The organism is Colwellia sp. MB3u-8 (genome assembly GCF_014076985.1).
Lineage (GTDB): Bacteria > Pseudomonadota > Gammaproteobacteria > Enterobacterales > Alteromonadaceae > Cognaticolwellia.
Genome location: NZ_JACGVA010000061.1, coordinates 14,911 through 36,868, shown reverse-complemented (window position 1 = coordinate 36,868; position 21,958 = coordinate 14,911). Strand labels below are relative to the sequence as shown.

Genomic DNA, 21,958 nt, shown 5'->3' with positions numbered 1-21,958 from the left:
ACTCATCAGTATTTATTTCCTTTATTTAGGCATTTTATGAAACTTGGTCGCTCATTCTTCAGCTTATATTTCCTTATTATTTCTATTTTTATCGTATTCTCATGGATGCTTGATGAAGCATGGAGTTCATATCTTGAACAAGATATAGAGTCTTACACCGGTTATAAAAGTATGCTGTTGGCGCTATCTAACTATTTAGAACAGCACCCAGAAGATCAATGGCAAGAAATACTATCGAAAGCTGCAAAGCAGTGGCAACTGCCATTAAAGTTAATGACAGCGCAAGAAGTAAATGCTATCAGCCATCAAAAGCATGCTGTCATCAAAGAAAAAAACACGCATATTTATTATGATAATAACGCGGTAGAAATTCATCACAGGATCAATAATGCTGGCACTGTGATTGTGTTGGGGCCTGCTAAAATGCCAACCCAGCCGAGGCTAGAGGCACTCATTCGTGTTATTTTGCTGGCAACCTTAGCCGGTATATTATTTTTTTGGTTACGGCTTTTGTCTCGAGACTTGGATCAGTTGCAAAAAACCGCAGTAGAGTTTGGTCAAGAAAGTTTTGATGTGGTTGCACCACAAGCAAGATCGACTATGGCAGCGCCTATGGTTACGGCGTTTAATACTATGGCCAGTCGTATTAAACGCTTAATCGATGCTCATAAAGAATTATCAACTGCGGTTGCACATGAATTACGTACACCGTTAGCCCGCACTAAGTTTGCCTTAGAAATGCTAGCCTGCACCGATGATAAAGCCAAACAAGAGAAATATCGCAAAGCCATTAGTAAAGATGTTTGTGAGTTAGAACAACTTATTAGTGAGATGCTGATTTACGCTAGTTTCGATAATGACAAACCCGAACTAAATTTTAGTGAAGAATCATTGGTGGATATTGTCGAAAAACAGGTCAGTAATTACCAACAGTTTGAACAAAAATTTAACATAGTTAACCTACTTGGCAATGAAAGAGTTGAGGTCGATCGACACTTTATTGGTCGAGCGTTGAATAATTATATTTCCAATGCCATAAAATACGGTAACGGTGAAATAGACATCACAATTACAAAAAGTGAAGAGCACTGTCAGATAAGCGTTACAGACAATGGTGAGGGAGTCTGTGATGATTTCAAATGTACTATATTTGATGCTTTTTCTCGTGGTGATATATCTCGTAACCGTGAAACAGGAGGTTTTGGTTTAGGTCTAGCCATCGTTTGTCGGATTATGGAATGGCATGGTGGTAGTGCATCTGTTGTTGATAGCAAAAGTGGTGGCGCGAGCTTTATGCTGCGTTGGCCCATTAAACAAATTGCTGCTTAGTGGATAAAAATCAGTCAATACTTTGTATTTACTATAAAAATTAATAATTAATTACGCGTAGCGTTAAAGTAAACTGTGCTGCTGCCGATACAAATATTATCGGTAGTAACACAGTAGATTATTTTGACCCTAAACGCTTTATCAAACGACATACTTGTTCATGAACTTCAGTTAGGCGAACAGCTTAATAAAAGTGTTCACCATGAGCGTCGTTCTGATTTTTCGCTGCTACTGGCCATGCTAACCGACGATGTTCGAGCGCATAGCCAATTTACACTACCACTTTCACAAACACCTGAAAAAACCACCTCATCAGAACAGTTACGAAAATATTTTCAATTACCTGATGAAGCCCCTTTAGCATTAAAAGATGTTGCCGATATAAGCCGCTATAATCAGGCAAGTTTGCTTGAACAACAGCAGTTAGAAGACTTAAGACTAGCAAACATACTTAATCCTAAACCATTAGCGTTTCGTGATGATGTGAAACATATAAACCAACAGGTTATGACTAATACCAGTTTATATTGCCAGCAAAAACATCAAGAGATGTCGTTAACAAAAACACCGCAAAGAGCTGATTTCAATGCTAAGGCTTGGTTAGCGGCAGTGCAAACTACTATTGTTAAAGCACCACTAATGGAAACGGTTGCCTAAAAAGCCTTAGCACAACAATGTTTAAACTTTTTCTCACTGCCGCAAAAACAAAACTCATTTTTTTTGGGTTTATTTAATGCTTTGCTATCTGACACCTCACCATCAAGATATCGCCATGCGCTATCTTCAAGCACAAAATTAGATTGTTCTCGCATTTGCCAAATTTGTCTGTGAACTTGATAAAAAGCGGAAAACTCTACTTGAGCACTATTATGGTTAGCTAAATCTTTTTCGTGATCACTGGCATAGTGAATAATGAGTTTCAGCCATTTTGTTTCTGCAGCCCATTGTGCGATATCATCAATGGATTGTTCAGCTTGGCTTGATTGGGCATAAGTAAAGTAAATATACTCGGCCTGTTGTGTTGCGTAAGCAGAGTAGCGTGACCGCATAAGTTGTTCTGGAGAGTGAGCAGGTTTTGTTACCATTATTAAAGGTTGGCAACACAGTGCAAAGCTTCGTTCTGAGCCGCATGGACATAACATCTAGATAAACTATTTAAAGAGCAATTATCTATAGTTTATCATGACAATTATTATGCTTTGCATGGTTTATGGCTTTAATTTTTCAGTTAATCTAACTTAACCCAAGGGTTTCTGCGCTGTAGATCAAGTCGTCGGATTAATCACAACTTATTGATTTACTTTTGTTTTAAAATATTGATTAAATATAGTTAGTTAATGCAGTTGGTTTATTACTTTAAAATCTGTTTTTTGTAATAAAATACATTGAGTTTTTCCTAAGGCAGCACAGCGAGATATTTCTTTTAATTCGGCTTGATTAAAGTTGGCGTTTGATAAAATCATCGCAGAACATGTACCTTTTAATAAGGTGTTTTTGATATGCTCTAAGCTGACATTGACCTTATTGGCATTCACTTTTAGTATTTTTGCTGGATTAATTTTACCCATGTTAGAGAGTTGTTCTAGCGAAGCATTTTCTGGATTAATCATTAAAATCCACTTTTTATCATCATGGTGGTTTTGACAAATGTCTTGGTACTTTTCAGAGACATCTCCGAGGCTATTTACACTAATAATATTACACCAAGCAGAAGATAAATTAATTTGAGGTGGTAAATTAATACTAGGGGCTATAGCTAAGCTGTTGTTATTTATTTTTAAATTTATTTTATTAGTGTTAATCATAGTGCCTACCTCGATATGCTGTATGAATGTACAGTATATCGGTTTTGATGCTATTTCAAGCATTATTTTACTGATATTTGCTCAAGGTTATAAGAAGAGTCGCTTTTTTAAAGCGATAATTTAAAGAAGTGAATCTGATTTTTTAGCTGTAAAGTAAGCGTAGCTAGCGCTTAATAGGTAGAGATTAATGACTGTTCAACACTCGGTAAATTATAGCTGCGTCACTTACCGACAGGGGATAAATTTTAAGGAATAATGGCGCTGAACACTATCCAAACACTAACTGAACATTAAAGGTGAAAAGATAAACACTGCATTTTGCTATGTTACTGGTGCAAATTGATTTAAAATAAAACGTCTACAGAGCTAACGACAATAACCAAGGATATTAACCAATACATATCCAATTACGTTGTTAATTTATCTCGAACTGTATAGCCAAGCCATTGAGTTTACGTGCTAAAACTATTACGATTAGTTATGTGTAAATAGCTAAATTTTCATCCACAGTTTGGCTTGAAATAAGTTAAATAAGTTAAATAAGTAAATAGGTTCTAAAGTAACAATATGAGAATTTTACTCGTTGAAGACGATCTGCCATTAGCACAAGCATTACAACAGTCGTTGCGACATGAGGGCTTCTTGGTTAACCACGTTGATACCGGCGAAGACGCTTTAATGTCATTGGCTATTCCTGATCATGACATGGTAATTTTAGATTTAGGGTTGCCTGACATGGATGGTTTATTAGTGCTAAAAAAGCTTAGAGCTAAAAAGAAAACTACGCCAGTTATTGTGCTTACCGCGCGCGATACTGTTGAGCAGCGTGTACAAGGACTAGACTTTGGCGCCGATGATTACTTAATTAAACCTTTTGACATTAACGAACTTCTTGCTCGCTTACGGGTGATTGAACGCCGATTAGGCACTGCTGATAGCGCAATAATTTCCATTGCCTTGGTCAAGCTTGATACGACTGCCCACAAAGTGTTCATCGAAGATAAAGAACTGTCCTGTTCAAAAAAAGAATATATGGTGCTAAAAGTATTAATGGAAAATGCTGGGCGAATTCAGTCACGAGAGCAAATTGAATCTCGCCTTTACGATTGGGGTGAAGAAGTGATGAGTAATGCGGTAGAAGTCCATATTCACAATTTACGCAAAAAGTTACCTGAAAAATTTATCCAAACGGTTCGTGGTGTTGGCTACACCATCAATAAGGCTTAAAAGTTTATTATGCCTATTCGTCGTTATCTAGTGCTAATGCTGTTATCAATTATTACCTTAGTCATTTTTGTTTCTGCTATTCAGGGTTATAAAGCGAGTATGCGTAAAGCAGAAAGTGTATTTGATAATGAATTAGTCTCTTTAGCTCAGGTTATAACGGCCGTTAAGCTACCTAAAGGTGTCATTACGCACCAAGCAACCAGCAATTTTTCTTATCAAATAGTGCTTGATAACCAGGTAGTAACACGCAGTGATAATGCGCCAAACACACTAATAAATACCTTGAATACTGGTTTTAAAGAAACTAATTTCTTAGGTAAACGCTGGCGGACTTATACCGATAAAATAACAGATAACTCAGCAACCAATACTTGGGTTATTATTGCGCAACCATTAAAACAAAGATTTGACCTTGCTGAGGATATAATTTTATCTGCGGTTACCCCCATTATTTTAGTCATGCCATTACTGGCATTCATCATTTCATTGGCGGTGCGGCAGGGCTTGAAACCGTTGACTTTTTTAACTCGAGCACTCAAAAATAAAAAAGCAAATGATCTTAGCCCGTTAACGGTCAGTTCAAGCACAGAACTTGCGCCAGTGATTGAAACATTAAATGAATTATTTCTGCGACTGTCATTATCGTTTGAACGTGAAAAGCAATTTGCCTCAGATGCTGCCCATGAACTTAGAACGCCATTAAGCGTATTGAAAATTAATGTTTATAACCTTCAACAAAGCTTTAATGATGTCATGCTTGTTAACAGTGACAAAAACTCAACAGCGCTGTCAGTATTACCCTTTCAGCAATTAGAGCAAAGTGTTGAGCGTATGGCACATGTGGTTGATCAAATATTGACCTTGAACCGGACTAATCCAGAACAAATATTGGCTGAAAGTGCGGTGCTTAATTTACAAGAGCTGTTGCAAGAATGTATTAGTGATCTCTATCCTTATATTGCCAGCAGAGGCCATGATATCGAACTGAATAGTGCGCCATTGAACATTTTGGGCAACAGATTTGCCATAGGTATACTATTGAAAAATTTGCTTGCTAATGCGGCTAAATATACCCCGGATAATGGCAAGATTTTAGTTTCGTGCGTGCAAGAAAAAAATAAGCTTATATTACGTGTTGAAGACTCAGGCCCGGGTATTGCGCCAGAAGAATATTCACGGGTATTTGATCGCTTTTATCGTGTCGGCGGCGATAGCCATAATTCAAAAGTTATTGGCTGTGGCTTAGGCTTGTCGATTGTTAAACATATTGTAGAATTGCATCAAGCAAACATCAGCTTAAATCGCTCAAAGACTTTGTTTGGCTTATGTGTAAAAGTTGTTTTTTCTATGGCAGATAGTAACAGCGGTGAAATTATTAAGGGTAATAAATTACCCAGTTCACCAGCAAAGGGAGATTATCAATGAGCCTATTTTCTGTCAAACTTATGCAAAGCGTTATTGTCTTTTTCGCGTTACTGTCATTTGCTAGCTTGGCAAATCGGCCGGAATTCGAGGTAGAACTTAAAAATCATTTGTTTTATCCGGCTGAAATAGAAATTCCAGCAAACACGAAAGTAAAATTAGTTATTTATAATCGAGATACTACCCCTGAAGAGTTTGATAGTTTTGACCTTAATAGAGAAAAAGTTATTTTTCCACAAAAAAAATCAGTGATTTTTATTGGACCTTTACCGCCAGGTCGTTACAAATTTTTTGGTGAATTTAACCCTAATAGCGCTCAAGGCACCATTATTGTTGTCCCTAAAAACAGTGCAACTGATACTAACATAGAGACTTTCGCGCTAGCTTATACTGCACCGCTAGCAGCGCATAGCCTTCTGCTTAAGGAGGTTTTACATGTTAATTAATACCGTTATTCTTTTTTTAAGAGATGCTTTACCGATATTTGTTATTAGTATTATTTTGATCTCTATGCTCCAACAACAAGGTATTAGGTTACGGTGGTATTATCTCGCGTTATTGACGAGCGTAATGTTAAGCCTAATTTTATTAAATACTAGTGATGAAATTGCACATACACTAGATGATACGGGGCGAGAATGGCTTTATGCTTGCCTCTACATTGTTTGTTATTTTATATCGCTGTTGTTATTGAGCCAGCTTTCAATCGTAAAAAGGCCATTAAGCGTCCGAAAACTTACCCTTGTTCGGCTTTGTGCACTGGCCTTAACCGTTATTGTTATGACACTTAATGGCGCGAATTTTCTAATTTATATCACTGGCTTTTGGTATCAAAATAATGCCTCTAATGCCTTGGTGGCAGGCGTTATTCTCGGTGTGGGTATTTGCGCGAGTATCGCTGTATTGTTGTATTTTTTAATGGCGTTTATTGAGCGTTATTGTCGCCTCATTCGTGAAGCACTATTGATAATTTTTAGTGTTGGCCTATTGATGAAAGCGACAAAATTACTGATCCAAATCGATGTTTTACCTGGGAATAGGCTTTTGTGGGACTCTAATTATCTAATAATGGAAAATTCCGAACTAGGGCAGTTGTTTACGGTGTTTTTTGGCTACGATGCCACGCCAACATTACTGCAACTAATACTTTATATTTCGGCCATTGTGATTGCTTTTGCTTTGACTTTTTTTTGCTCGACGCTTTCAAAGTCAACACGCACTATAGTGAGTCATAAGGAGATGGTGTAATGAACTTTCTAATCTTTAAAAAATTAACACAATTTAGTTTTTTGCTGTTGATTTTATCTGCTTTTTCAGCGCTGACATGTCAAGTTGCGCTGGCTGATGGTGTTGTGGTTGATAAGGTATATCATCCCTATGTGCTACCTAACGAGCAAGAATTTGAATGGCGTATGTTGTCACATCAAAATGACGCGGGTAACAGCTTAGGACAACGAATAGCCTACGGAACGTCAATAACCAACAATGTTATGATTGAATTTTATATTGTTGGTGAGCGAGATAGAGATGGTGACTTTGGCTTGTCTGCCTATGAAGTTGAAACGCGGTGGATGATGACAGATCAAGGCGAATATTGGGCCGATTGGGGTCTGTCACTTGAAGTCGAAAAAGTACATAAATTGGATATTTGGGAAGTCACTACCGGTTTGTTGTTTGAAAAAGAATTTGGCCGTGACAGTTTAGCTTTGAATGCGTTTTTAATTTATGAAAGTGGTAGTGATATCAAAAATGAATTTGAAACAGAGTTTCGTTTGCAATACCGCTATCGCTGGCTACCACAAGTCCAGCCAGCCATTGAGATTTATATTGGCCAAGACTATTCCGGTATTGGTCCCTCTTTTATGGGTATACAAAGGTTTGATGGTCAAAAGCAATTGAAATGGGAATTGGGTTTTATAACCGGTTTAAATGGTGATGACAAAGACCATATCTTACGTGCTTCCATTGAATATGAATTTTAAAAAATCATGTGTAAACATTTATTGATTCGACAATTATTTTGGTGTGTTTTTGCCTTAGCATTACTGGTTTTTTCTTTAGGTATCAGTTGGCAAGTGAGTAAAGCGACAAACTTTTTATATCATGTTTGGTACCAAACATTAGAAATAAATACGGTCATTAGTAAAAGCGTGCCAAAAAACACCCAAGGTAAGCGTGACTTTCCCATTAAAGATGTGAAATTACACGAAAAAAAGTTTGCCGACATTGTGCAGTCTATTCACCATCACGGCGATGGCTTAACAGACATTAGTTATTTAAATCATCAGGGGATATTACAAAAATTATTAACTACAAGTGAAGTGCAGCATTTGCAAGATGTGGCTAATTTACTCGATAATATGAGTAAATTGTGGTGGGGTAATTTACTTTTTTTACTCAGCTTATTAATATTTTATGGCCATAAAGTTAAGCAATTAACAATAGAGTCGATAAGAGCAATGCCGACAGCAAAGCAGAAGTTAATCTCTTTAGCCTGCTTTGTTTTTTTGGTTATCGCTATGTTGGGAATATGGGGTTTTACAAAAGTTTTTTATTATTTACATACCGTTATATTTCCTAACGATCATCAGTGGTTTTTTTATTATCAAGACTCATTAATGTCTTCACTTATGAAAGCACCTGATATTTTTGCTGCTATAGCCGGACAATTGATCTTAATCGCTATACTATTAGCGCTAATTATTGATGTAATATTAAGCCGTTATCAGCGTCAAAAATAAAGTTTAATTAATCTTAAACGCATATGAGATTAACGACTTCATGTGATGAATTTATTGAGGTTTACTAGCGTACATATCAGAGATATTATGACCAATAAATAAAGAGGCTTTAACGGCAATGTTTTTTATTGTTTTTATATCTTGTGGCTGCCACTTTGTTTTATTACCCGTACGTTCACAGCAAATAATACCTAATGGAACAAAGTCTTTATTGAAGGTAACATCCAATAAAGAATGAATATTGTGTACGTCAAAATATCCATGGTTAAAACACTTAGCGACTTCGTCATTTCTTGCATCACAAGCCACTAAAAAATCATTCTCTACTATATGAGAAAAATAATTTTTATAATCACTTTCAATTAAATGTGCACTTGTTGATCGTTTACCAAATTCATCAACACACATTAATGAAAACATCGCTGAATAGTCACTGTGAAATAGCCAAATACCCACACGATCACATTTAGGAACAGTAGACTTAATCGACATGAAAATTTTTAATAGTTTATTATTTAAAGAGGTACGCGGATTACTTAAATAAACGGATAGGTTTGATAATATTTCGATAAGTTACATCAATTAATAGTTTGTAAGTTGAGATACATCAATAAAAATTATGCTGAAAGACAAAATAGATAAATCGCTTAGGCATGAGCTAAGAAATTAATACATAGGCTAGATTTTTACTGTTGTGTGTTTTGAAAATGGGTCATTAATGTCAAAATACTTACTTATTGAGTTGGGTTAACTCTTCAATACGGTATTTTGTCAAAGTATTATAACATTTTTTATAAGCAATAGCTGCGCTAGCATCAGGCGCTAGCACTAAATATTGCCAACGACAGTTATTTTCACGATAACGGATAAAATTACGCTGTGAGCGTTTAAACATATTTAATGATGTGCTCTGTCCACTATTATTAGCCAATTCTTGTAAGATAAAAGTCTGATTATTTACCCAAGTTTGCAGCTCACGATCTTTATTTTTTTTAATGCCATCCAAACAATGTGACACTTGAGCAACGGTTTCCATATTGGCTTCACACATTTCTATGGTATTTTTAGCCATTGCTGCAGTAGCAAACCCCAACAAGCTAAGCCATAGGTATTTGCTAAAACAGTTATTATTCATGATTAATATTAATCATTATGCCGGCAGTACTTTTTTGTAAGGTTTAACGGTCACTTTTTTATAAACACCCGCTGCTATGTAGGGGTCTTGATCTGCCCACTGTTGTGCGTCAGCTAAACTGTCGAACTGTGCAATAATAAGTGAACCGGTAAAGCCTGCGTCGCCAGGGTTTTCACTATCAATAGCAGGACAAGGGCCAGCCACAAGTAGCTTGCCTTGATCTTGCAATACACGTAAACGAGCTAAATGATTTTCACGCACGCTCATACGCAGAGCTAAACTATTTTCAACATCTTCACTGTAGATAAGATAAAACATATTACATCCAAAATTATTATTAATTAAAAGCCGCAAGTAGCGTCCAAGTTACATTATTATTGTTTATCTTCTGCCTAAGCTTCAGACCTGTATTTATAACAAGACATTATACCAAGACAACACTGAACCAATAGCAATAAAGAACAAATAAAATAACTAACGGGATATCTTCTAAAAGTGCGTGTATAAGCTCGTATCAAAAACGATAAGTTAACAATTCTATCCAAAGCTAAGCCATACACCAAACTATTTAAGGATATAAGCGGTAATAGTTTTGATAAGTTAAGGATAAACGCTCATTTACCCCTAACTTTACTCAGCTTTTACTAGATGGTACTGGTATTGAAGTTAAAGTCTTGTATTTATTTTTTGGTTGTAGCTTTGCTTAAGTTTGCTGATAGCCAAACGGATCGTCAATGGAATAAGAAGGCTCAGTAAACCACTTTGCGCCAGAATCAGTCATGTAAAAGTGATCTTCTAAACGCACGCCAAATTCATTCGGCAATACCAGCATAGGCTCATTTGAGAAACACATACCTTTAGCCAGTGGCGTTCTATCACTGCGCACTAGGTAAGGCCATTCGTGAATATCTAAGCCAACACCATGGCCTGTTCTATGTGGACAGCCTGGAGTTTCGTAATCTGGTCCTAAATTTTGGCTGGCTAAATAAGCTCTGGCGGCAACATCTACATCACCGCAAGCTACGCCAATTTTGGCGGCATCAAAGGCCGCTTTTTGTGCTAGCTTTTCGAAAAGCCACATCTCACGTTGACGTTGATTAGGCTCACCAAATACATAAGTACGGGTAATGTCAGAGTTGTATCCTTCAACCTGACAGCCAGTATCAATCAAGACTATGTCATTTGTTGCCAGTGTTTTTGGTGATTTTACGCCGTGTGGATAAGATGAATCTTCACCAAATAGCACGATACAAAAATAGGAACCGGCAGTAGCGCCCACTTTGCGGTGCGCTTGGTCAATAAAGTGGGTGACTTCTTGGGTAGTAATCCCCACATGTAATATCCGAGCAACAGCTTTATGTACTTCGATAGTCATATTTTTTGCCTGTTGCAATAAGGCTATTTCAGTGTCTGATTTTTCTGCACGACAACCCGCGGTTACACATTTTGCATCAACAAGTTCAAACTGTGGTGCCGCTTTTTTAATACCGTCGGCAATAAAAAAAGCGGTCGACTCATCTATGGCTATTTGGCCTGAGTTAATGCCACACTCAGCCAAGGTTTGTTTAAATAGCAGATAAGGACTTTCATGTTCTTGCCAGCCTTTTATCTCGCCTTTAATGGTCATATATTGCTCAAGCGTATTCACTTCAAAAAATGGCGTGATATATTTAATCTCACCCTGTTGAGGAATAATAGCACCAACCATACGTTCGCTGGCGTACCAACGCGTACCTGTAAAGTAATATAGATTTGTTCCGGCGTTGATATAGGTGGCTTCAATATTATTTTCAGCCATAATTGTTTGCGCTTTCACAATGCGCTGTTTTAATTCAGCCGCTGTTATTGCTTGCACTTTGCTAGTCATATTGACTAACTTTTCAAGTTCAATTTGTGCGGTAGAGCCGCCAACACCTATAGTCATATTTTTCCTTAAAAAATTTAATTAATTTTAATTAATACTGGTATATTTTATACAAAAAAATAAGCCATGTATCGTAATAAATAAATTAGCGCTATGATAAAAGAAATTTATCCTATCGCTAAACGGTCAAATATTGTCATTCCAGAAAGATCACCAGCCCAATTAACCAAAGGAATAGCTATGCGCAAAAAAGTCGAGTTTATCAGTGGTGAACACCGCTTAAGTGGCTTACTGGAAAGTCCTGAATCTGAGGTTAAGTTTTATGCCTTATTTGCTCATTGTTTTACCTGTGGCAAAGACATTGCGGCGGCATCACGTATTAGCCGAGCTTTAGTGCAAAAGGGTATTGCGGTATTAAGGTTTGATTTTACCGGTTTAGGTAATAGTGATGGTGATTTTGCTAACAGTAATTTTTCTTCAAATATACAAGATTTAATTGCGGCGGCAGATTTTCTTCGCACAGAATATCAAGCACCACGACTGCTTATTGGCCATAGTTTAGGTGGTGCAGCTGTGCTTGGTGTTGCTCAATATGTTGAAGAAGCGAGCGCAGTGGTCACTATTGGCGCGCCATTAGATGCTGCGCATGTCGCGAAAAACTTTGCCCTGCAGCTTGATGATATTGAAAAAAATGGTAAAGCAGAGGTTAATTTAGCTGGGCGTGTATTTACCATAGAAAAACAATTTTTAGATGATATAAAGCGCTACGATACCCGTCATATTGGTCAACTAAAAAAAGCACTTTTAGTCATGCACTCGCCAATCGACAGCACGGTAAATATCAGCGAAGCGGAAAAAATATACCAAGCCGCCTTACATCCTAAGAGCTTTGTTAGTTTAGATGATGCCGACCATTTACTGACCAATAAACGTGATGCTGAATATGCTGCTGATGTAATAGCGGCGTGGGCAGGGCGATATATTACTTACGCGGACAATGCTAACCATATTGCTAAACATATTGCTGAAACTGCTAGCAGTAAGTATGACAAAAATGAGATCGCTAAAGGGCATGTCATCGTAGAAGAAAAAAACCATAAATTTACTCAACACGTCAGCACCAATAGCCACTATTGGCTTGCTGATGAACCAGAAAGTGTTGGTGGTAATAACATGGGACCTGATCCTTATGAGCATTTGCTAGCGGGCTTAGGCGCTTGTACCGCCATGACTTTACGTATGTACGCTGAGCGTAAAAATTTGGCTATCAAACATATTAAAGTGGAGCTAACGCACAGTCGAGATTACCAACAAGACTGTCAAAAATGTGAAAGTGAAAGTCAGGGTATTGAAGCCATAGTGCGGAAAATTAGCTTTGTTGGCGAGCTAGAAACAGCTCAATACGCGCGATTTTTAGCGATAGCAGATAAATGTCCAGTACATAAAACGCTGCACAATAATGTCAAAGTGGTGAGTACATTGCTTAATCAAGCATAAAAAATTAGCCTAACTGCTGATGATAAATTATCATTGGCAGATAGAAGATCATCATTGCTATAAAAACAATGTAAAGTATAGAGTTTGGTATATGTCTGAAGCGTTAAAGGGTATTAAAGTCGTTGATTTAAGTCGAATTTTGGCCGGGCCTTGGGCATCACAAATGCTCGCTGATATGGGGGCTGAAGTTATTAAGGTGGAAAGACCCAAAAAAGGTGATGATACCCGTCATTGGGGTCCTCCATTTATTAAACCGGCGCAAGATAATGAACCTGCACAAGCTGCCTATTACCACAGTGCAAACCGCAACAAACAGTCAATCGCTATTGATATAACCCTGCGACAAGGGCAACAAGTGATAAAAGATATGATCACTAAAGCCGATGTCTTAATTGAAAACTATAAAGTGGGTGGTCTTGAAAAATATGGTTTGAGTTATCAGCAAGTAAAAAAACTCAACCCTAAATTAGTTTATTGTTCGATCACTGGCTTTGGTCAACATGGCCCATACGCACATAAAGCCGGCTACGATGCCATGATCCAAGGTGAAGGTGGCTTAATGAGTTTAACCGGTGCTGCTGATGGCGAACCGATGAAAGTTGGCGTGGCAGTGATTGATGTAATGACCGGGCTTTATAGCGCGAATGCTATTCTTGCGGCATTACTCGCTAAAGCCCATACCAACAAAGGCCAGCACATAGATATTGCCTTACTTGACGTACAAGTGGCAACACTAGCTAATCAAGGCATGAACTATTTAGCCACAGGTGAAAATCCAAAGCGTTTAGGCAATGCTCACCCTAATATTGTGCCCTATCAAACCTTCGCGACTAATGATGGCAGCTTGATATTAGCGATAGGCAATGATCAACAGTTTGAACGATTTTGTCAGGCCGCTCAGTGCTCAGAATTGGCAAAAAATGCCTTATTTAAAACTAATCAACATAGGGTCGAAAATCGTATTGAACTTGTGCCGCTTTTAGCGCTTATTCTCGCTAAGCAAAGCACAGATTATTGGGTTACGATATTAGAAGCAATCGCGGTACCTTGTGGACCGGTAAATACCTTGAAACAAATATTTAACCACCCACAAATAAACCATCGCGAGATGGTAAAACAAGTACCGGATAAAGACGGTAGGCTAATTAAAACCGTGGCATCACCGATTAACTTATCGGATACGCCATTACAATATAAACACGCCGCGCCGAATATTGGCCAACATAGTCAACAGATTTTAACGCAGTTTTTACAGTATAATGACGAGAAAGTTGCCGCGTTATTGCAAGCTGGTGTTGTAGCGTAATTTTTATTGTTTGCATCGTTTCATTGCTTGTAAAGATAATAGCTAAAATCAGTGGATTCTGTTATTTTTATCTTAAAGAAATCGCGCTAATTCACGCTAAATAAAGCGAATGTAAGGTTGAGTAAGTTATTAATCTATATGGAAATTGTCTGTATTTAACTTAATGTTGTTATATTTATCGAGAAACCCATGTCTAATTCAATGTCTTTAGAAAAAATATTTATTATTATAGCGATCATATTAGGGTTTGGCTCTGCGGTTGACTTGATATATGCTTTAGCAGACGCAAATATTCAACTCGCTGAGGTATTGCGTTGTATATTAAATATTGTTATTGCTGGCTTTTTATATCTTTATTTTAATAAAAAACATAAAGCAAAAGTTGAAGATTAAATACCTTGGCAAGTTAAGTATGACACTCGCCTATAATGACCTGCTTAGATCTTAAAATTACCGGCCCAGATGTTAAATTTATCGTGATCAATAACTCCTCATCATTAATTTTTTAGATAGTTGTTTTATATCAAAGTAAATAAATTTTTGTATGCTACTTTTAATTTATACCTATAAATAAAAGAAGATATTATGAGTAAAATATTCGTTGTTGCCGATTTATCAGACAGCAAACAAGTCGCGATAAAACGAGCTTGTGAACTGGCTAAAACTAAAAGCCAATCATTGCATATTGTTTACTTTTGTTATCAAAGTTTACGCCATATTCAAGATGATCCACAAAATATAAAACAAGCGGTAATCGATGCGGTTACCTATAATGCAGAAAAATCACTCAAGACCTTAGTGCCTGACGATATTGATTACAGTTATGAAGTCGTATGGGAAAAGCGTATTGACCGTTGGATAAATGACTACGCAAAACAACATCAGTTATTCATGGTGGTAAAAACGGCCCATCGCACTGAGACTTTTTTATACACATCTACCGATTGGCAATTATTACGCGAGTGCCCAGCGCCAATATTTATTGTCAGTGATCATAAATGGCGTAAATCGCCAAATGTCTTAGCCGCTATTGATTTAGAGACTAAACGTAAAAGCAAACAAATACTAAATCATCAGATATTAACTGCAGCGAAAGAGTTTTCTAAAGCGAACAACGCAGAATTATTTGTCTGTTATACCTTACAATTTTCAAAGTTTTTACGTGACTTAGGTTTACAATATAAAGACGAATTAGAAATTAAAGCAGGGGAAACCCTGAAGCATAAAATTGAAAAATTAGCGGCGGAATATGACATTCCTGTCGCGAATTTTTTTATTAAGGCCGGTGAGCCCGAAAAGGTAATTCCCAGTATGGCGGCCCGGCAAAAAGCAGGGTTAGTGGTTATTGGTACTGTGGGCCGAAAAGGTTTGAAAGCGAAAGTGTTAGGTAATACGGCCGAGAAAATTTTAAGCTTGTTAAAATCAGACGTGCTAGCACTAAAACCAGAATAATTATCGGGTATTTACCCTTAGTTATCACTATTTTGTTATGACTATGACCAGAACTATGACCAGAACTAACACCATGCGTTTCGGCTATACTATTTATAGCCGAAACTAATAGCCGAAACGGGCGCTGAAAAAGGATGCTTTAGCGCTAGATGCTTATTTCTGGTCTTTACTTGGTTTAGCTTTACTGGGCTTAGCCTTACTTTTTTCAGTTTTATTTTTTACCGTGGCATTATCGGTATCTTGCATAGGTGGCAGCATACCTTTAAGTAAACGGCCAAATATATCTGCACCGGTAATAATACGTTTAGTTTCACCCCATACCAGCAGCACATCGTGTTCAATAACGCCGTCAAAGTTTTTATCAATAGAGGTACTTACTTTCATTTTTAAAATGGCTTCATTTAACGATGTCGTTTCATCAGTGATAACAACCGGACGATGACAAAAATTGTAAGGGTCAAAGTTTTCTGACTGAAACAGTGCGCTACGCAAGAAGCCATCAGCATCAATAACCAGTAAAGGTTTACCTTCCAGATTGGTTAATACCACCCAACTATAACCAGAATGGTTTAGCATAGTTAAAAATGGATCGTCGGGGCCAGAATAAGTATCTGGCAGAACGGGTAAATCAAGCTTTGTTGGCAAGGCGATAATAGAGTTAGGGTCAATAACTTCACCTTCTTCTGTGACTCTAATTTCATCTAAAGCAAAAAAATTCAGTGCGCCAATACCCTCAACATGGTTCAAGTCAGCTTCTTCAGCGCTAATGTGCTCTTTAATAATACTGCCTAATTCACTTTCTGCTAAATAGGTAATACCTTCTTTGCCCAACCAAGCGTCAAGTATTAGCGCACTTGGGCGAGTAACGGGGTAAAGCACAAACTGGTAGAAGCGAATGATAGGTGCGAGCATGCTGCCCATTTTTAAGGCATTGCGAGAAAAGTAAGCCTGAGGCGTAATTTCACCCACCACTGTGATCACTATGGTTGAGAACAAAAAGGCGCCAACACCTGTAAGTACCGAGTCAGACAACATAGTTAACAAAACATTAATACCTACATTGCCCCATAAAATAGTCGCTAATAAAAAGTTAGAATCGTTTCTCAGTGTTAATACCGTTATGGCGGCTTTATTACCTTTATTTGCTTCTACTTCAAGTTGTAACCTACTGAGTGAAAAAAACGCTAAATTTAATCCAGAAAAAATGGCAGATTGTGAAATACAAAACACAACAGCAATCCAGGTGATAGTTTCTACGGGCATTACTTTTTTCCTTTTTTTACTTTTCTAAAGTAGCAGTAAGCTACCTAATCCCAAAAATACCACAAAGCCAACAATATCGGTTACTGTGGTTAAAATAACCGCGCCAGATAAGGCTGGGTCAATATTTAATTTGTTTAATAATGCCGGGATCATAACGCCGGATGCAGACGCGGTCAGTAAATTTAATAAAATCGCTAAGGCAATAACGAAACTTAATTCGATGCTGTCAAACCAAAAATAAGTAATTGCGCCGATAACAATAGACCAAATAATGCCATTGACTCCGCCCACTTTTAACTCTTTTCGCAGCAGCACCTTTCTATTTTGTTCTGTTATCTGCCCTAGGGCTAAGCCTCGAACAATAACCGTTAAGGTTTGACTACCCGATACGCCTCCCATAGAGGCAACTACCGGCATTAATACCGCCAAGGCTACCACTTGTTGTAGCGTTGCTTCAAAAAAACCAATAAACCAAGACGCCAAAAATGCGGTCAGTAAGTTAATACCAAGCCAAATGCCACGGTTTTTGGCACTGGTGCGTACACTAGCGAATAAGTCTTCGTCGGTACTTAAACCCGCGGCGGTAGTCATTTGCTCTGTTTGCGACTCTTGCTTTACTTGATAGGCGGTTTCGACAGTAAATCGGCCAAGAAAATGTTCGTTTTCATCCACAACGGGTAGCGACATTTTACCTGATAATATGACTGTTTCCGCCGCAGTGGTTAACTCTTCGTTAGCATTAAGTCTTGTTATCTCAGCAGAAAAAAGTGTTTTTAACGTGCTTTCGCCGTCACTTTGTATGAGCGCATTAATGGCGACAGTGCCGGTTAAAACACCTTCTTTATTGACCGCATAAAAGTCTTCGGTATAGGGCGATAGACCTTTTTGTAAAAGTAGCTGTGCACTAGTGACTTTAAGTTTTTCTGAAATGCGAACATAATTGTAATCTAACCAGTGACCGACTTCATCAACACTAAATTGCTGTGCCTGTTGATAAAGTTTTCGCTGTGAGTCATCTAAATTTTTTATCGCATACTTTAATAGGCGGCTTGGTATTTCCTCTGCAATTTCAATTACTTCATCAACATCTAGTTGGGCAAGTAACTCAAAACATTCCTCGTCGCTCAACGCCTGAATTAAGCTGGTTCGAGTGCCTTGTCCCATATCGACAAAAGCAGACCTTTGCATGGTTTCAGGGTAAGTAGACCAAACACTTAAACGCTTATCTTGTGGCAGTGCTTCAATTAACAGGGCAAATTGTTCTGGCGCGAGTGTTTCAATGGCCGAGCGCATTACCTGGACAATTTCTTGCGTATGCTCTGCAATGAGAATGTCGTCAATGACTAAGGATAATTTATCAATGGGATTTTCTAACATTTATTTATCCTTAAAGTTGTTTTAATAAAGGCATATGACCTTGTGTGGGAGGGTAACTGTTTGTCATTTACTCTTAACTTTTATGTTATTACTTTTAGTGAATTATATTCGGTGAATTAGATTCGTATTTAAAAACAAGTGTATTACAATCAAGGAGAAATAAGTTAGTTTTAATGCTAATTTAGTTCACTATTTTTCTAGCTTTGGCTTGTTGCTGCTTTTTTGACTTTATAACAATAAAATCAAAGGTCAGGGGTAATAATCATCCCGTTTAACTCGGGGCATATTGAGAGTATATAATGATAAAATGTATGTTGATATCAGCAACTAAAAAAACTGTCTTTGGTAGCAGTGAATTAATCAAGCAATGGCAAGAAAATGACGATACTACACTGTGGATTGATCTTGATAACGTTGAATTAGAAGAAGAGAAACGGCTATTAACGCAGTTTAATTGCCATCCTTTAGCGATAAATGATGCGCTTCGTGAGCGCCATCCGCCTAAAATTGAGTTGTTTAACGATTATATTTTTATGCTATACCGCGGCATTATTGCCAATGACGATGGCCTAAGATTTGCTCATTTGCAAATCAGTATGTTTATCGGTAAACGTGTACTCATTACCCGTCACCCGCAAAGTTCATTAGCGATCAACGAGTTATTTGCCGAAAGCAGTGAAAAATACCTTAAGCGCAGCCCTGTGCATTTGGCACTGAGGCTTTTCCACAGCAGTTGTGGTTATTATCTAAAGGAAATGTTTAGTTTTGAAGCTGAGCTAGAAAAAATTGAAGATGACTTTCAATCAAGTGGTAATGACAAGATGATGAAACAAATTACCTCATATCGCTCACAACTGGTGAAAATAAGGCGTACCTTTAACTATCATGTCACCATGGGAGAAAGGCTAAAAGCTTATGTAGATGATGAAGATACTGATTTAATCACAGATAAAGAAATCCATACGGTTAATGATTTACGCGAACGTTTAGACCGTTTGCTGAGCCTTTCGCAAATGTATTACGATATTTGCGGTGATTTAATCAATGGCTATATGTCTGTAACCTCGCATCAACTTAACGCCACTATGCGGGTATTAACCGTGATCACGGCATTATTTGTGCCTTTAACCTTTCTTGCCGGTATCTATGGGATGAACTTTGAATATATACCTGAACTAAAAGCAGCTAATGGTTATTTTATTTTATTAGGGGTAATGGCGGTGGTTTCAGTGGTGCTGCTGATGATATTTAAGAAAAAACGTTGGTTGTAGTAAATAGTTAAATGCTAATTTATTGGAAACTATACCCAATTAAACCGGTATAGTTTCTTAACTAGGCGTCGTTTCACTCAATAATACGTTTAAATGGCGGTAAAGAGTTTAATAAGTCTTTACCGTAACGTTTATTCACCACACGCCGGTCCATTAGTATAATAACACCATAATCTTTTTCGTTTCTCAGTAGTCGTCCAGTTGCTTGAATCAGCTTTTTCGAGGTCTCAGGTACCGAAATAGACATAAACGGATTGCCGCCTTTAGCCGTGATATATTCTGCTTGTGCCTCTTCTACTGGCGATGATGGCACCGAAAACGGCAACTTGGTAATAATCACATTAGTGAGATAGTCGCCGGGTAAATCCAAGCCTTCAGAAAAACTTTGCGTACCAAAAATAATACTGTCTTCTTTTTTGTCACAAAGGGCTTTATGAGTTTCAATGATTTTTTGTCGAGACTGTTCGCCTTGCACCAAAATACTGAGTTTGGTTTTTTCTCGCAGGGCGGTCACCACTTTGTCCATTTGCCAATACGAGGAAAACAGCACTAGCGTTGCTTTACCGCGTTTGATTTGTTCAGGTAACTTGGCAATTAATTCGTCAGTAAACTGATCCGCACTCGGCTCATATTGCATTTTAGGCACGATCAGCTGCGCGTTGTTTTGATAATCAAAGGGAGAATCAACTTTTTGGTATTGGCTGCCATCATCGGTTCTTAAACCCGCTTGTCGGCGAAAATGGTCAAACGAGTTTAAAGCGAGAATAGTGGCAGAGCACAACACGGCGCCTTCACATTTTGACCACAGCATATTTTCTAAGGTGAAACCTACTTCGATTGGCGAGCCGCTCATTAAATAGTCAGTACGTTTACCTTCAATTTGCTCCAGCCAACGCGCCATAGGGGCACCTTTGTCGCTATCCGTTTTGGCATACATTTGCCATAAGGCATTAAAATTTTCCAAGCGTTGGATCATAAAGCCAGATTCGGCCAACAAGGGTTCGGCTAAATACATTTGCGTATCACCGTCTTTCACCGATTCCATCAGCAGGTTATAAAGCTTGTTTAAATGCGTTAAACATTTTTTAGAACTCTGGGTTAAATCTTCCGCCCAATCCTTTAATGATTGCGGAATAACGCCGTTTTCAAAACGAAATTGCAGTGCTTGGTTTTGCATCTGCATCTGTTTGCTATTTTTCACCGCTTGGTGAAAATAAAGGCTGCGATTATTATCAATAAAACTCAGCACTTTTTGCATGTCAGCTAATATATCTTGGCAATCGTCAGCCATTTTTATTGAGGGAGAAATTGCGCTATTTGAGTTAACCAATTTTGCAATTTTATCACCGGTTTCTGGCAATTTACTCAGCCAGTCAATCGCGCCCTTAAGCGTCAGGTTTGCACTGGAGTGATCGCGTGTTACTTTTGGCAAGTGATGCGCTTCATCAATAATGTAAAAAGTGTCTTCAGGAGCCGGTAATATCTTACCGCCACCCAGTTCTAAATCAGCCAAGAGTAAACTATGATTAACCACTAACACATCAGCAGCGTCCATGGTCTCTCTGGCCTTATGAAATGGACAATGACTATGCTCTGAAACATGCTTTAAGCAACTATGTTTATCGGCTTGTATTTGTTGCCAAATATGATGATTAACTGACTCTGGCCAAGCGTCAATATCGCCAGGCCAACTATTATCATTGAGCGCTTGGTGCATCTTATTTAAGGTTCGAATATCACTCGCTTGGGGTTTTTCTGCAAAGGTAAAACCGGCTTGCGGGCTGTCGTCATTCGCCACCGCTTGCGCGAGTTTTTGCCGACAAACATAACGTTGGCGTCCTTTTGCTAAGGTAAAGTTAAAGTCTAAACCGCTGTGTTTTTTTAGAAAGGGCAGGTCTTTATCAACCAGTTGTTCTTGCAATGCCACGGTCGCGGTCGCTATACAAACTTTTTTGTTGCGATTTAACGCTAACGGAATAGCGCCAAGCGCATAAGCTAAAGACTTACCCGTACCTGTGCCCGCCTCAATAGTAATTATTTTACGTACTTTGTCGTAATCACCCGCCAGTGTTTTGGCAATTTCAGCAATTAAAAAGGTTTGCTGTTGGCGCGGGTTAAAGTTGGTGAGGTTTTCACCTATGCTTTTATAGGAGGTTCTAATAACTTGTTTAATTTTATCGCTTAACATCGCGGCTGTAGTTTCCTATCGACAAAAGATGATTTACACTGCTGTATATATTAACAGTTTGTCATGAGTAATTAGAACCAT

At 38.0% G+C, this 21,958-nt stretch carries 21 protein-coding genes and 1 pseudogene; 13 read left to right on the top strand and 9 right to left on the bottom strand.

Translation table 11 applies throughout. The features are described from left to right. Positions 1 to 36 precede the first annotated feature (36 nt). Together H4J54_RS08845 and H4J54_RS08840 are read left to right on the top strand one after the other, a co-directional pair. Positions 37 to 1,329 carry an ATP-binding protein gene (locus H4J54_RS08845; RefSeq protein ID WP_182190519.1) on the top strand — a complete coding sequence of 431 codons (1,293 nt, stop codon included), beginning with the start codon at positions 37 to 39 and terminating at the stop codon, positions 1,327 to 1,329. Positions 1,330 to 1,452: 123 nt separating this feature from the next. Next, positions 1,453 to 1,986, top strand: a complete 534-nt coding sequence (locus H4J54_RS08840; RefSeq protein WP_220464209.1) for a VC2046/SO_2500 family protein — start codon at positions 1,453 to 1,455, stop codon at positions 1,984 to 1,986. On the opposite strand, the gene H4J54_RS08835 is transcribed toward H4J54_RS08840, so the two are convergent. Both H4J54_RS08835 and H4J54_RS08830 read right to left on the bottom strand, forming a co-directional pair. Continuing rightward, the gene (locus H4J54_RS08835; protein ID WP_182190518.1) at positions 1,983 to 2,471 is read right to left on the bottom strand and encodes a YchJ family metal-binding protein; all 489 of its coding nucleotides are present in this window, start codon (positions 2,469 to 2,471) and stop codon (positions 1,983 to 1,985) included. The genes H4J54_RS08840 and H4J54_RS08835 overlap by 4 nt on opposite strands. Before the next feature lie 192 nt (positions 2,472 to 2,663). Next, complete coding sequence (locus H4J54_RS08830) at positions 2,664 to 3,197, bottom strand: hypothetical protein (RefSeq protein WP_182190517.1); 534 nt, start codon at positions 3,195 to 3,197, stop codon at positions 2,664 to 2,666. Positions 3,198 to 3,701: 504 nt separating this feature from the next. Here H4J54_RS08830 and H4J54_RS08825 point away from each other — a divergent pair. The 6 genes and pseudogenes from H4J54_RS08825 to H4J54_RS08800 all read left to right on the top strand — a co-directional run bounded on the left by H4J54_RS08825 (position 3,702) and on the right by H4J54_RS08800 (position 8,524). Next, positions 3,702 to 4,361, top strand: a complete 660-nt coding sequence (locus H4J54_RS08825; protein ID WP_182190516.1) for a response regulator transcription factor — start codon at positions 3,702 to 3,704, stop codon at positions 4,359 to 4,361. Positions 4,362 to 4,370: 9 nt separating this feature from the next. After that, positions 4,371 to 5,786, top strand: a complete 1,416-nt coding sequence (locus H4J54_RS08820; protein ID WP_182190515.1) for an ATP-binding protein — start codon at positions 4,371 to 4,373, stop codon at positions 5,784 to 5,786. Further along, positions 5,783 to 6,148, top strand: a pseudogene (locus tag H4J54_RS08815) (cupredoxin domain-containing protein); the annotation flags it as partial. The gene H4J54_RS08820 and the pseudogene H4J54_RS08815, both read left to right, overlap by 4 nt. 70 nt (positions 6,149 to 6,218) lie before the next feature. Then, positions 6,219 to 7,031: a hypothetical protein gene (locus H4J54_RS08810; RefSeq protein ID WP_182190513.1), complete on the top strand. Its 813-nt coding sequence runs from the start codon at positions 6,219 to 6,221 to the stop codon at positions 7,029 to 7,031. After that, positions 7,031 to 7,765 (top strand): hypothetical protein, encoded by a 735-nt coding sequence (locus tag H4J54_RS08805; RefSeq protein WP_259367031.1) that lies wholly within the window; start codon positions 7,031 to 7,033, stop codon positions 7,763 to 7,765. The genes H4J54_RS08810 and H4J54_RS08805 overlap by 1 nt, the downstream gene beginning before the upstream one ends. Positions 7,766 to 7,786: 21 nt before the next feature. Beyond that, the gene (locus tag H4J54_RS08800; RefSeq protein WP_182190512.1) at positions 7,787 to 8,524 is read left to right on the top strand and encodes a DUF1461 domain-containing protein; all 738 of its coding nucleotides are present in this window, start codon (positions 7,787 to 7,789) and stop codon (positions 8,522 to 8,524) included. A gap of 51 nt (positions 8,525 to 8,575) precedes the next feature. Here the strand turns inward: H4J54_RS08800 and H4J54_RS08795 are convergent, their stop codons facing one another. The 4 genes from H4J54_RS08795 to H4J54_RS08780 all read right to left on the bottom strand — a co-directional run bounded on the left by H4J54_RS08795 (position 8,576) and on the right by H4J54_RS08780 (position 11,583). Beyond that, complete coding sequence (locus H4J54_RS08795) at positions 8,576 to 9,016, bottom strand: hypothetical protein (protein ID WP_182190511.1); 441 nt, start codon at positions 9,014 to 9,016, stop codon at positions 8,576 to 8,578. Between the two features lie 238 nt (positions 9,017 to 9,254). Next, on the bottom strand, positions 9,255 to 9,659 hold the full coding sequence (locus H4J54_RS08790) for a lysozyme inhibitor LprI family protein (RefSeq protein WP_182190510.1): 405 nt from the start codon (positions 9,657 to 9,659) through the stop codon (positions 9,255 to 9,257). A 15-nt stretch (positions 9,660 to 9,674) separates the two neighbouring features. After that, complete coding sequence (locus H4J54_RS08785; RefSeq protein ID WP_182190509.1) at positions 9,675 to 9,977, bottom strand: YciI family protein; 303 nt, start codon at positions 9,975 to 9,977, stop codon at positions 9,675 to 9,677. 385 nt (positions 9,978 to 10,362) lie between these two features. Further along, complete coding sequence (locus tag H4J54_RS08780) at positions 10,363 to 11,583, bottom strand: Xaa-Pro peptidase family protein (RefSeq protein ID WP_182190508.1); 1,221 nt, start codon at positions 11,581 to 11,583, stop codon at positions 10,363 to 10,365. Between the two features lie 180 nt (positions 11,584 to 11,763). On the opposite strand from H4J54_RS08780, the gene H4J54_RS08775 reads away from it, so the two are divergent. The 4 genes from H4J54_RS08775 to H4J54_RS08760 all read left to right on the top strand — a co-directional run bounded on the left by H4J54_RS08775 (position 11,764) and on the right by H4J54_RS08760 (position 15,778). Then, positions 11,764 to 13,020, top strand: a complete 1,257-nt coding sequence (locus H4J54_RS08775) for a bifunctional alpha/beta hydrolase/OsmC family protein (RefSeq protein ID WP_182190507.1) — start codon at positions 11,764 to 11,766, stop codon at positions 13,018 to 13,020. 91 nt (positions 13,021 to 13,111) lie between these two features. After that, the gene (locus tag H4J54_RS08770) at positions 13,112 to 14,326 is read left to right on the top strand and encodes a CaiB/BaiF CoA-transferase family protein (protein ID WP_182190506.1); all 1,215 of its coding nucleotides are present in this window, start codon (positions 13,112 to 13,114) and stop codon (positions 14,324 to 14,326) included. Positions 14,327 to 14,515: 189 nt separating this feature from the next. Continuing rightward, positions 14,516 to 14,719 (top strand): hypothetical protein, encoded by a 204-nt coding sequence (locus H4J54_RS08765; RefSeq protein WP_182136830.1) that lies wholly within the window; start codon positions 14,516 to 14,518, stop codon positions 14,717 to 14,719. Between the two features lie 192 nt (positions 14,720 to 14,911). After that, complete coding sequence (locus H4J54_RS08760; RefSeq protein WP_182190505.1) at positions 14,912 to 15,778, top strand: universal stress protein; 867 nt, start codon at positions 14,912 to 14,914, stop codon at positions 15,776 to 15,778. A 153-nt stretch (positions 15,779 to 15,931) separates the two neighbouring features. Here the strand turns inward: H4J54_RS08760 and H4J54_RS08755 are convergent, their stop codons facing one another. Together H4J54_RS08755 and H4J54_RS08750 are read right to left on the bottom strand one after the other, a co-directional pair. Further along, positions 15,932 to 17,041 (bottom strand): DUF21 domain-containing protein, encoded by a 1,110-nt coding sequence (locus H4J54_RS08755; protein WP_182190504.1) that lies wholly within the window; start codon positions 17,039 to 17,041, stop codon positions 15,932 to 15,934. A 24-nt stretch (positions 17,042 to 17,065) separates the two neighbouring features. Then, entirely contained in the window at positions 17,066 to 18,418 is a 1,353-nt protein-coding gene (locus tag H4J54_RS08750; protein ID WP_182136827.1) for a magnesium transporter, read from the bottom strand. A gap of 311 nt (positions 18,419 to 18,729) precedes the next feature. On the opposite strand from H4J54_RS08750, the gene H4J54_RS08745 reads away from it, so the two are divergent. Then, positions 18,730 to 19,689, top strand: a complete 960-nt coding sequence (locus H4J54_RS08745; RefSeq protein WP_182185427.1) for a magnesium transporter CorA family protein — start codon at positions 18,730 to 18,732, stop codon at positions 19,687 to 19,689. 73 nt (positions 19,690 to 19,762) lie between these two features. Here the strand turns inward: H4J54_RS08745 and dinG are convergent, their stop codons facing one another. After that, on the bottom strand, positions 19,763 to 21,877 hold the full coding sequence (gene dinG, locus H4J54_RS08740) for an ATP-dependent DNA helicase DinG (protein WP_182190503.1): 2,115 nt from the start codon (positions 21,875 to 21,877) through the stop codon (positions 19,763 to 19,765). Positions 21,878 to 21,958 lie beyond the last annotated feature (81 nt).

Coding starts and splice junctions, on each gene's coding strand:
- H4J54_RS08765 (WP_182136830.1), top strand. CDS start 14,516: ATGTCTAATTCAATGTCTTTAGAAAAAATATTTATTATTATAGCGATC.
- H4J54_RS08750 (WP_182136827.1), bottom strand. CDS start 18,418: ATGTTAGAAAATCCCATTGATAAATTATCCTTAGTCATTGACGACATT.
- H4J54_RS08780 (WP_182190508.1), bottom strand. CDS start 11,583: ATGACTATAGGTGTTGGCGGCTCTACCGCACAAATTGAACTTGAAAAG.
- H4J54_RS08845 (WP_182190519.1), top strand. CDS start 37: ATGAAACTTGGTCGCTCATTCTTCAGCTTATATTTCCTTATTATTTCT.
- H4J54_RS08745 (WP_182185427.1), top strand. CDS start 18,730: ATGTTGATATCAGCAACTAAAAAAACTGTCTTTGGTAGCAGTGAATTA.
- H4J54_RS08805 (WP_259367031.1), top strand. CDS start 7,031: ATGAACTTTCTAATCTTTAAAAAATTAACACAATTTAGTTTTTTGCTG.
- H4J54_RS08785 (WP_182190509.1), bottom strand. CDS start 9,977: ATGTTTTATCTTATCTACAGTGAAGATGTTGAAAATAGTTTAGCTCTG.
- H4J54_RS08810 (WP_182190513.1), top strand. CDS start 6,219: ATGTTAATTAATACCGTTATTCTTTTTTTAAGAGATGCTTTACCGATA.
- H4J54_RS08770 (WP_182190506.1), top strand. CDS start 13,112: ATGTCTGAAGCGTTAAAGGGTATTAAAGTCGTTGATTTAAGTCGAATT.
- H4J54_RS08755 (WP_182190504.1), bottom strand. CDS start 17,041: ATGCCCGTAGAAACTATCACCTGGATTGCTGTTGTGTTTTGTATTTCA.
- H4J54_RS08820 (WP_182190515.1), top strand. CDS start 4,371: ATGCCTATTCGTCGTTATCTAGTGCTAATGCTGTTATCAATTATTACC.
- H4J54_RS08830 (WP_182190517.1), bottom strand. CDS start 3,197: ATGCTTGAAATAGCATCAAAACCGATATACTGTACATTCATACAGCAT.
- H4J54_RS08795 (WP_182190511.1), bottom strand. CDS start 9,016: ATGTCGATTAAGTCTACTGTTCCTAAATGTGATCGTGTGGGTATTTGG.
- dinG (WP_182190503.1), bottom strand. CDS start 21,877: ATGTTAAGCGATAAAATTAAACAAGTTATTAGAACCTCCTATAAAAGC.
- H4J54_RS08835 (WP_182190518.1), bottom strand. CDS start 2,471: ATGTTATGTCCATGCGGCTCAGAACGAAGCTTTGCACTGTGTTGCCAA.
- H4J54_RS08790 (WP_182190510.1), bottom strand. CDS start 9,659: ATGAATAATAACTGTTTTAGCAAATACCTATGGCTTAGCTTGTTGGGG.
- H4J54_RS08775 (WP_182190507.1), top strand. CDS start 11,764: ATGCGCAAAAAAGTCGAGTTTATCAGTGGTGAACACCGCTTAAGTGGC.
- H4J54_RS08760 (WP_182190505.1), top strand. CDS start 14,912: ATGAGTAAAATATTCGTTGTTGCCGATTTATCAGACAGCAAACAAGTC.
- H4J54_RS08825 (WP_182190516.1), top strand. CDS start 3,702: ATGAGAATTTTACTCGTTGAAGACGATCTGCCATTAGCACAAGCATTA.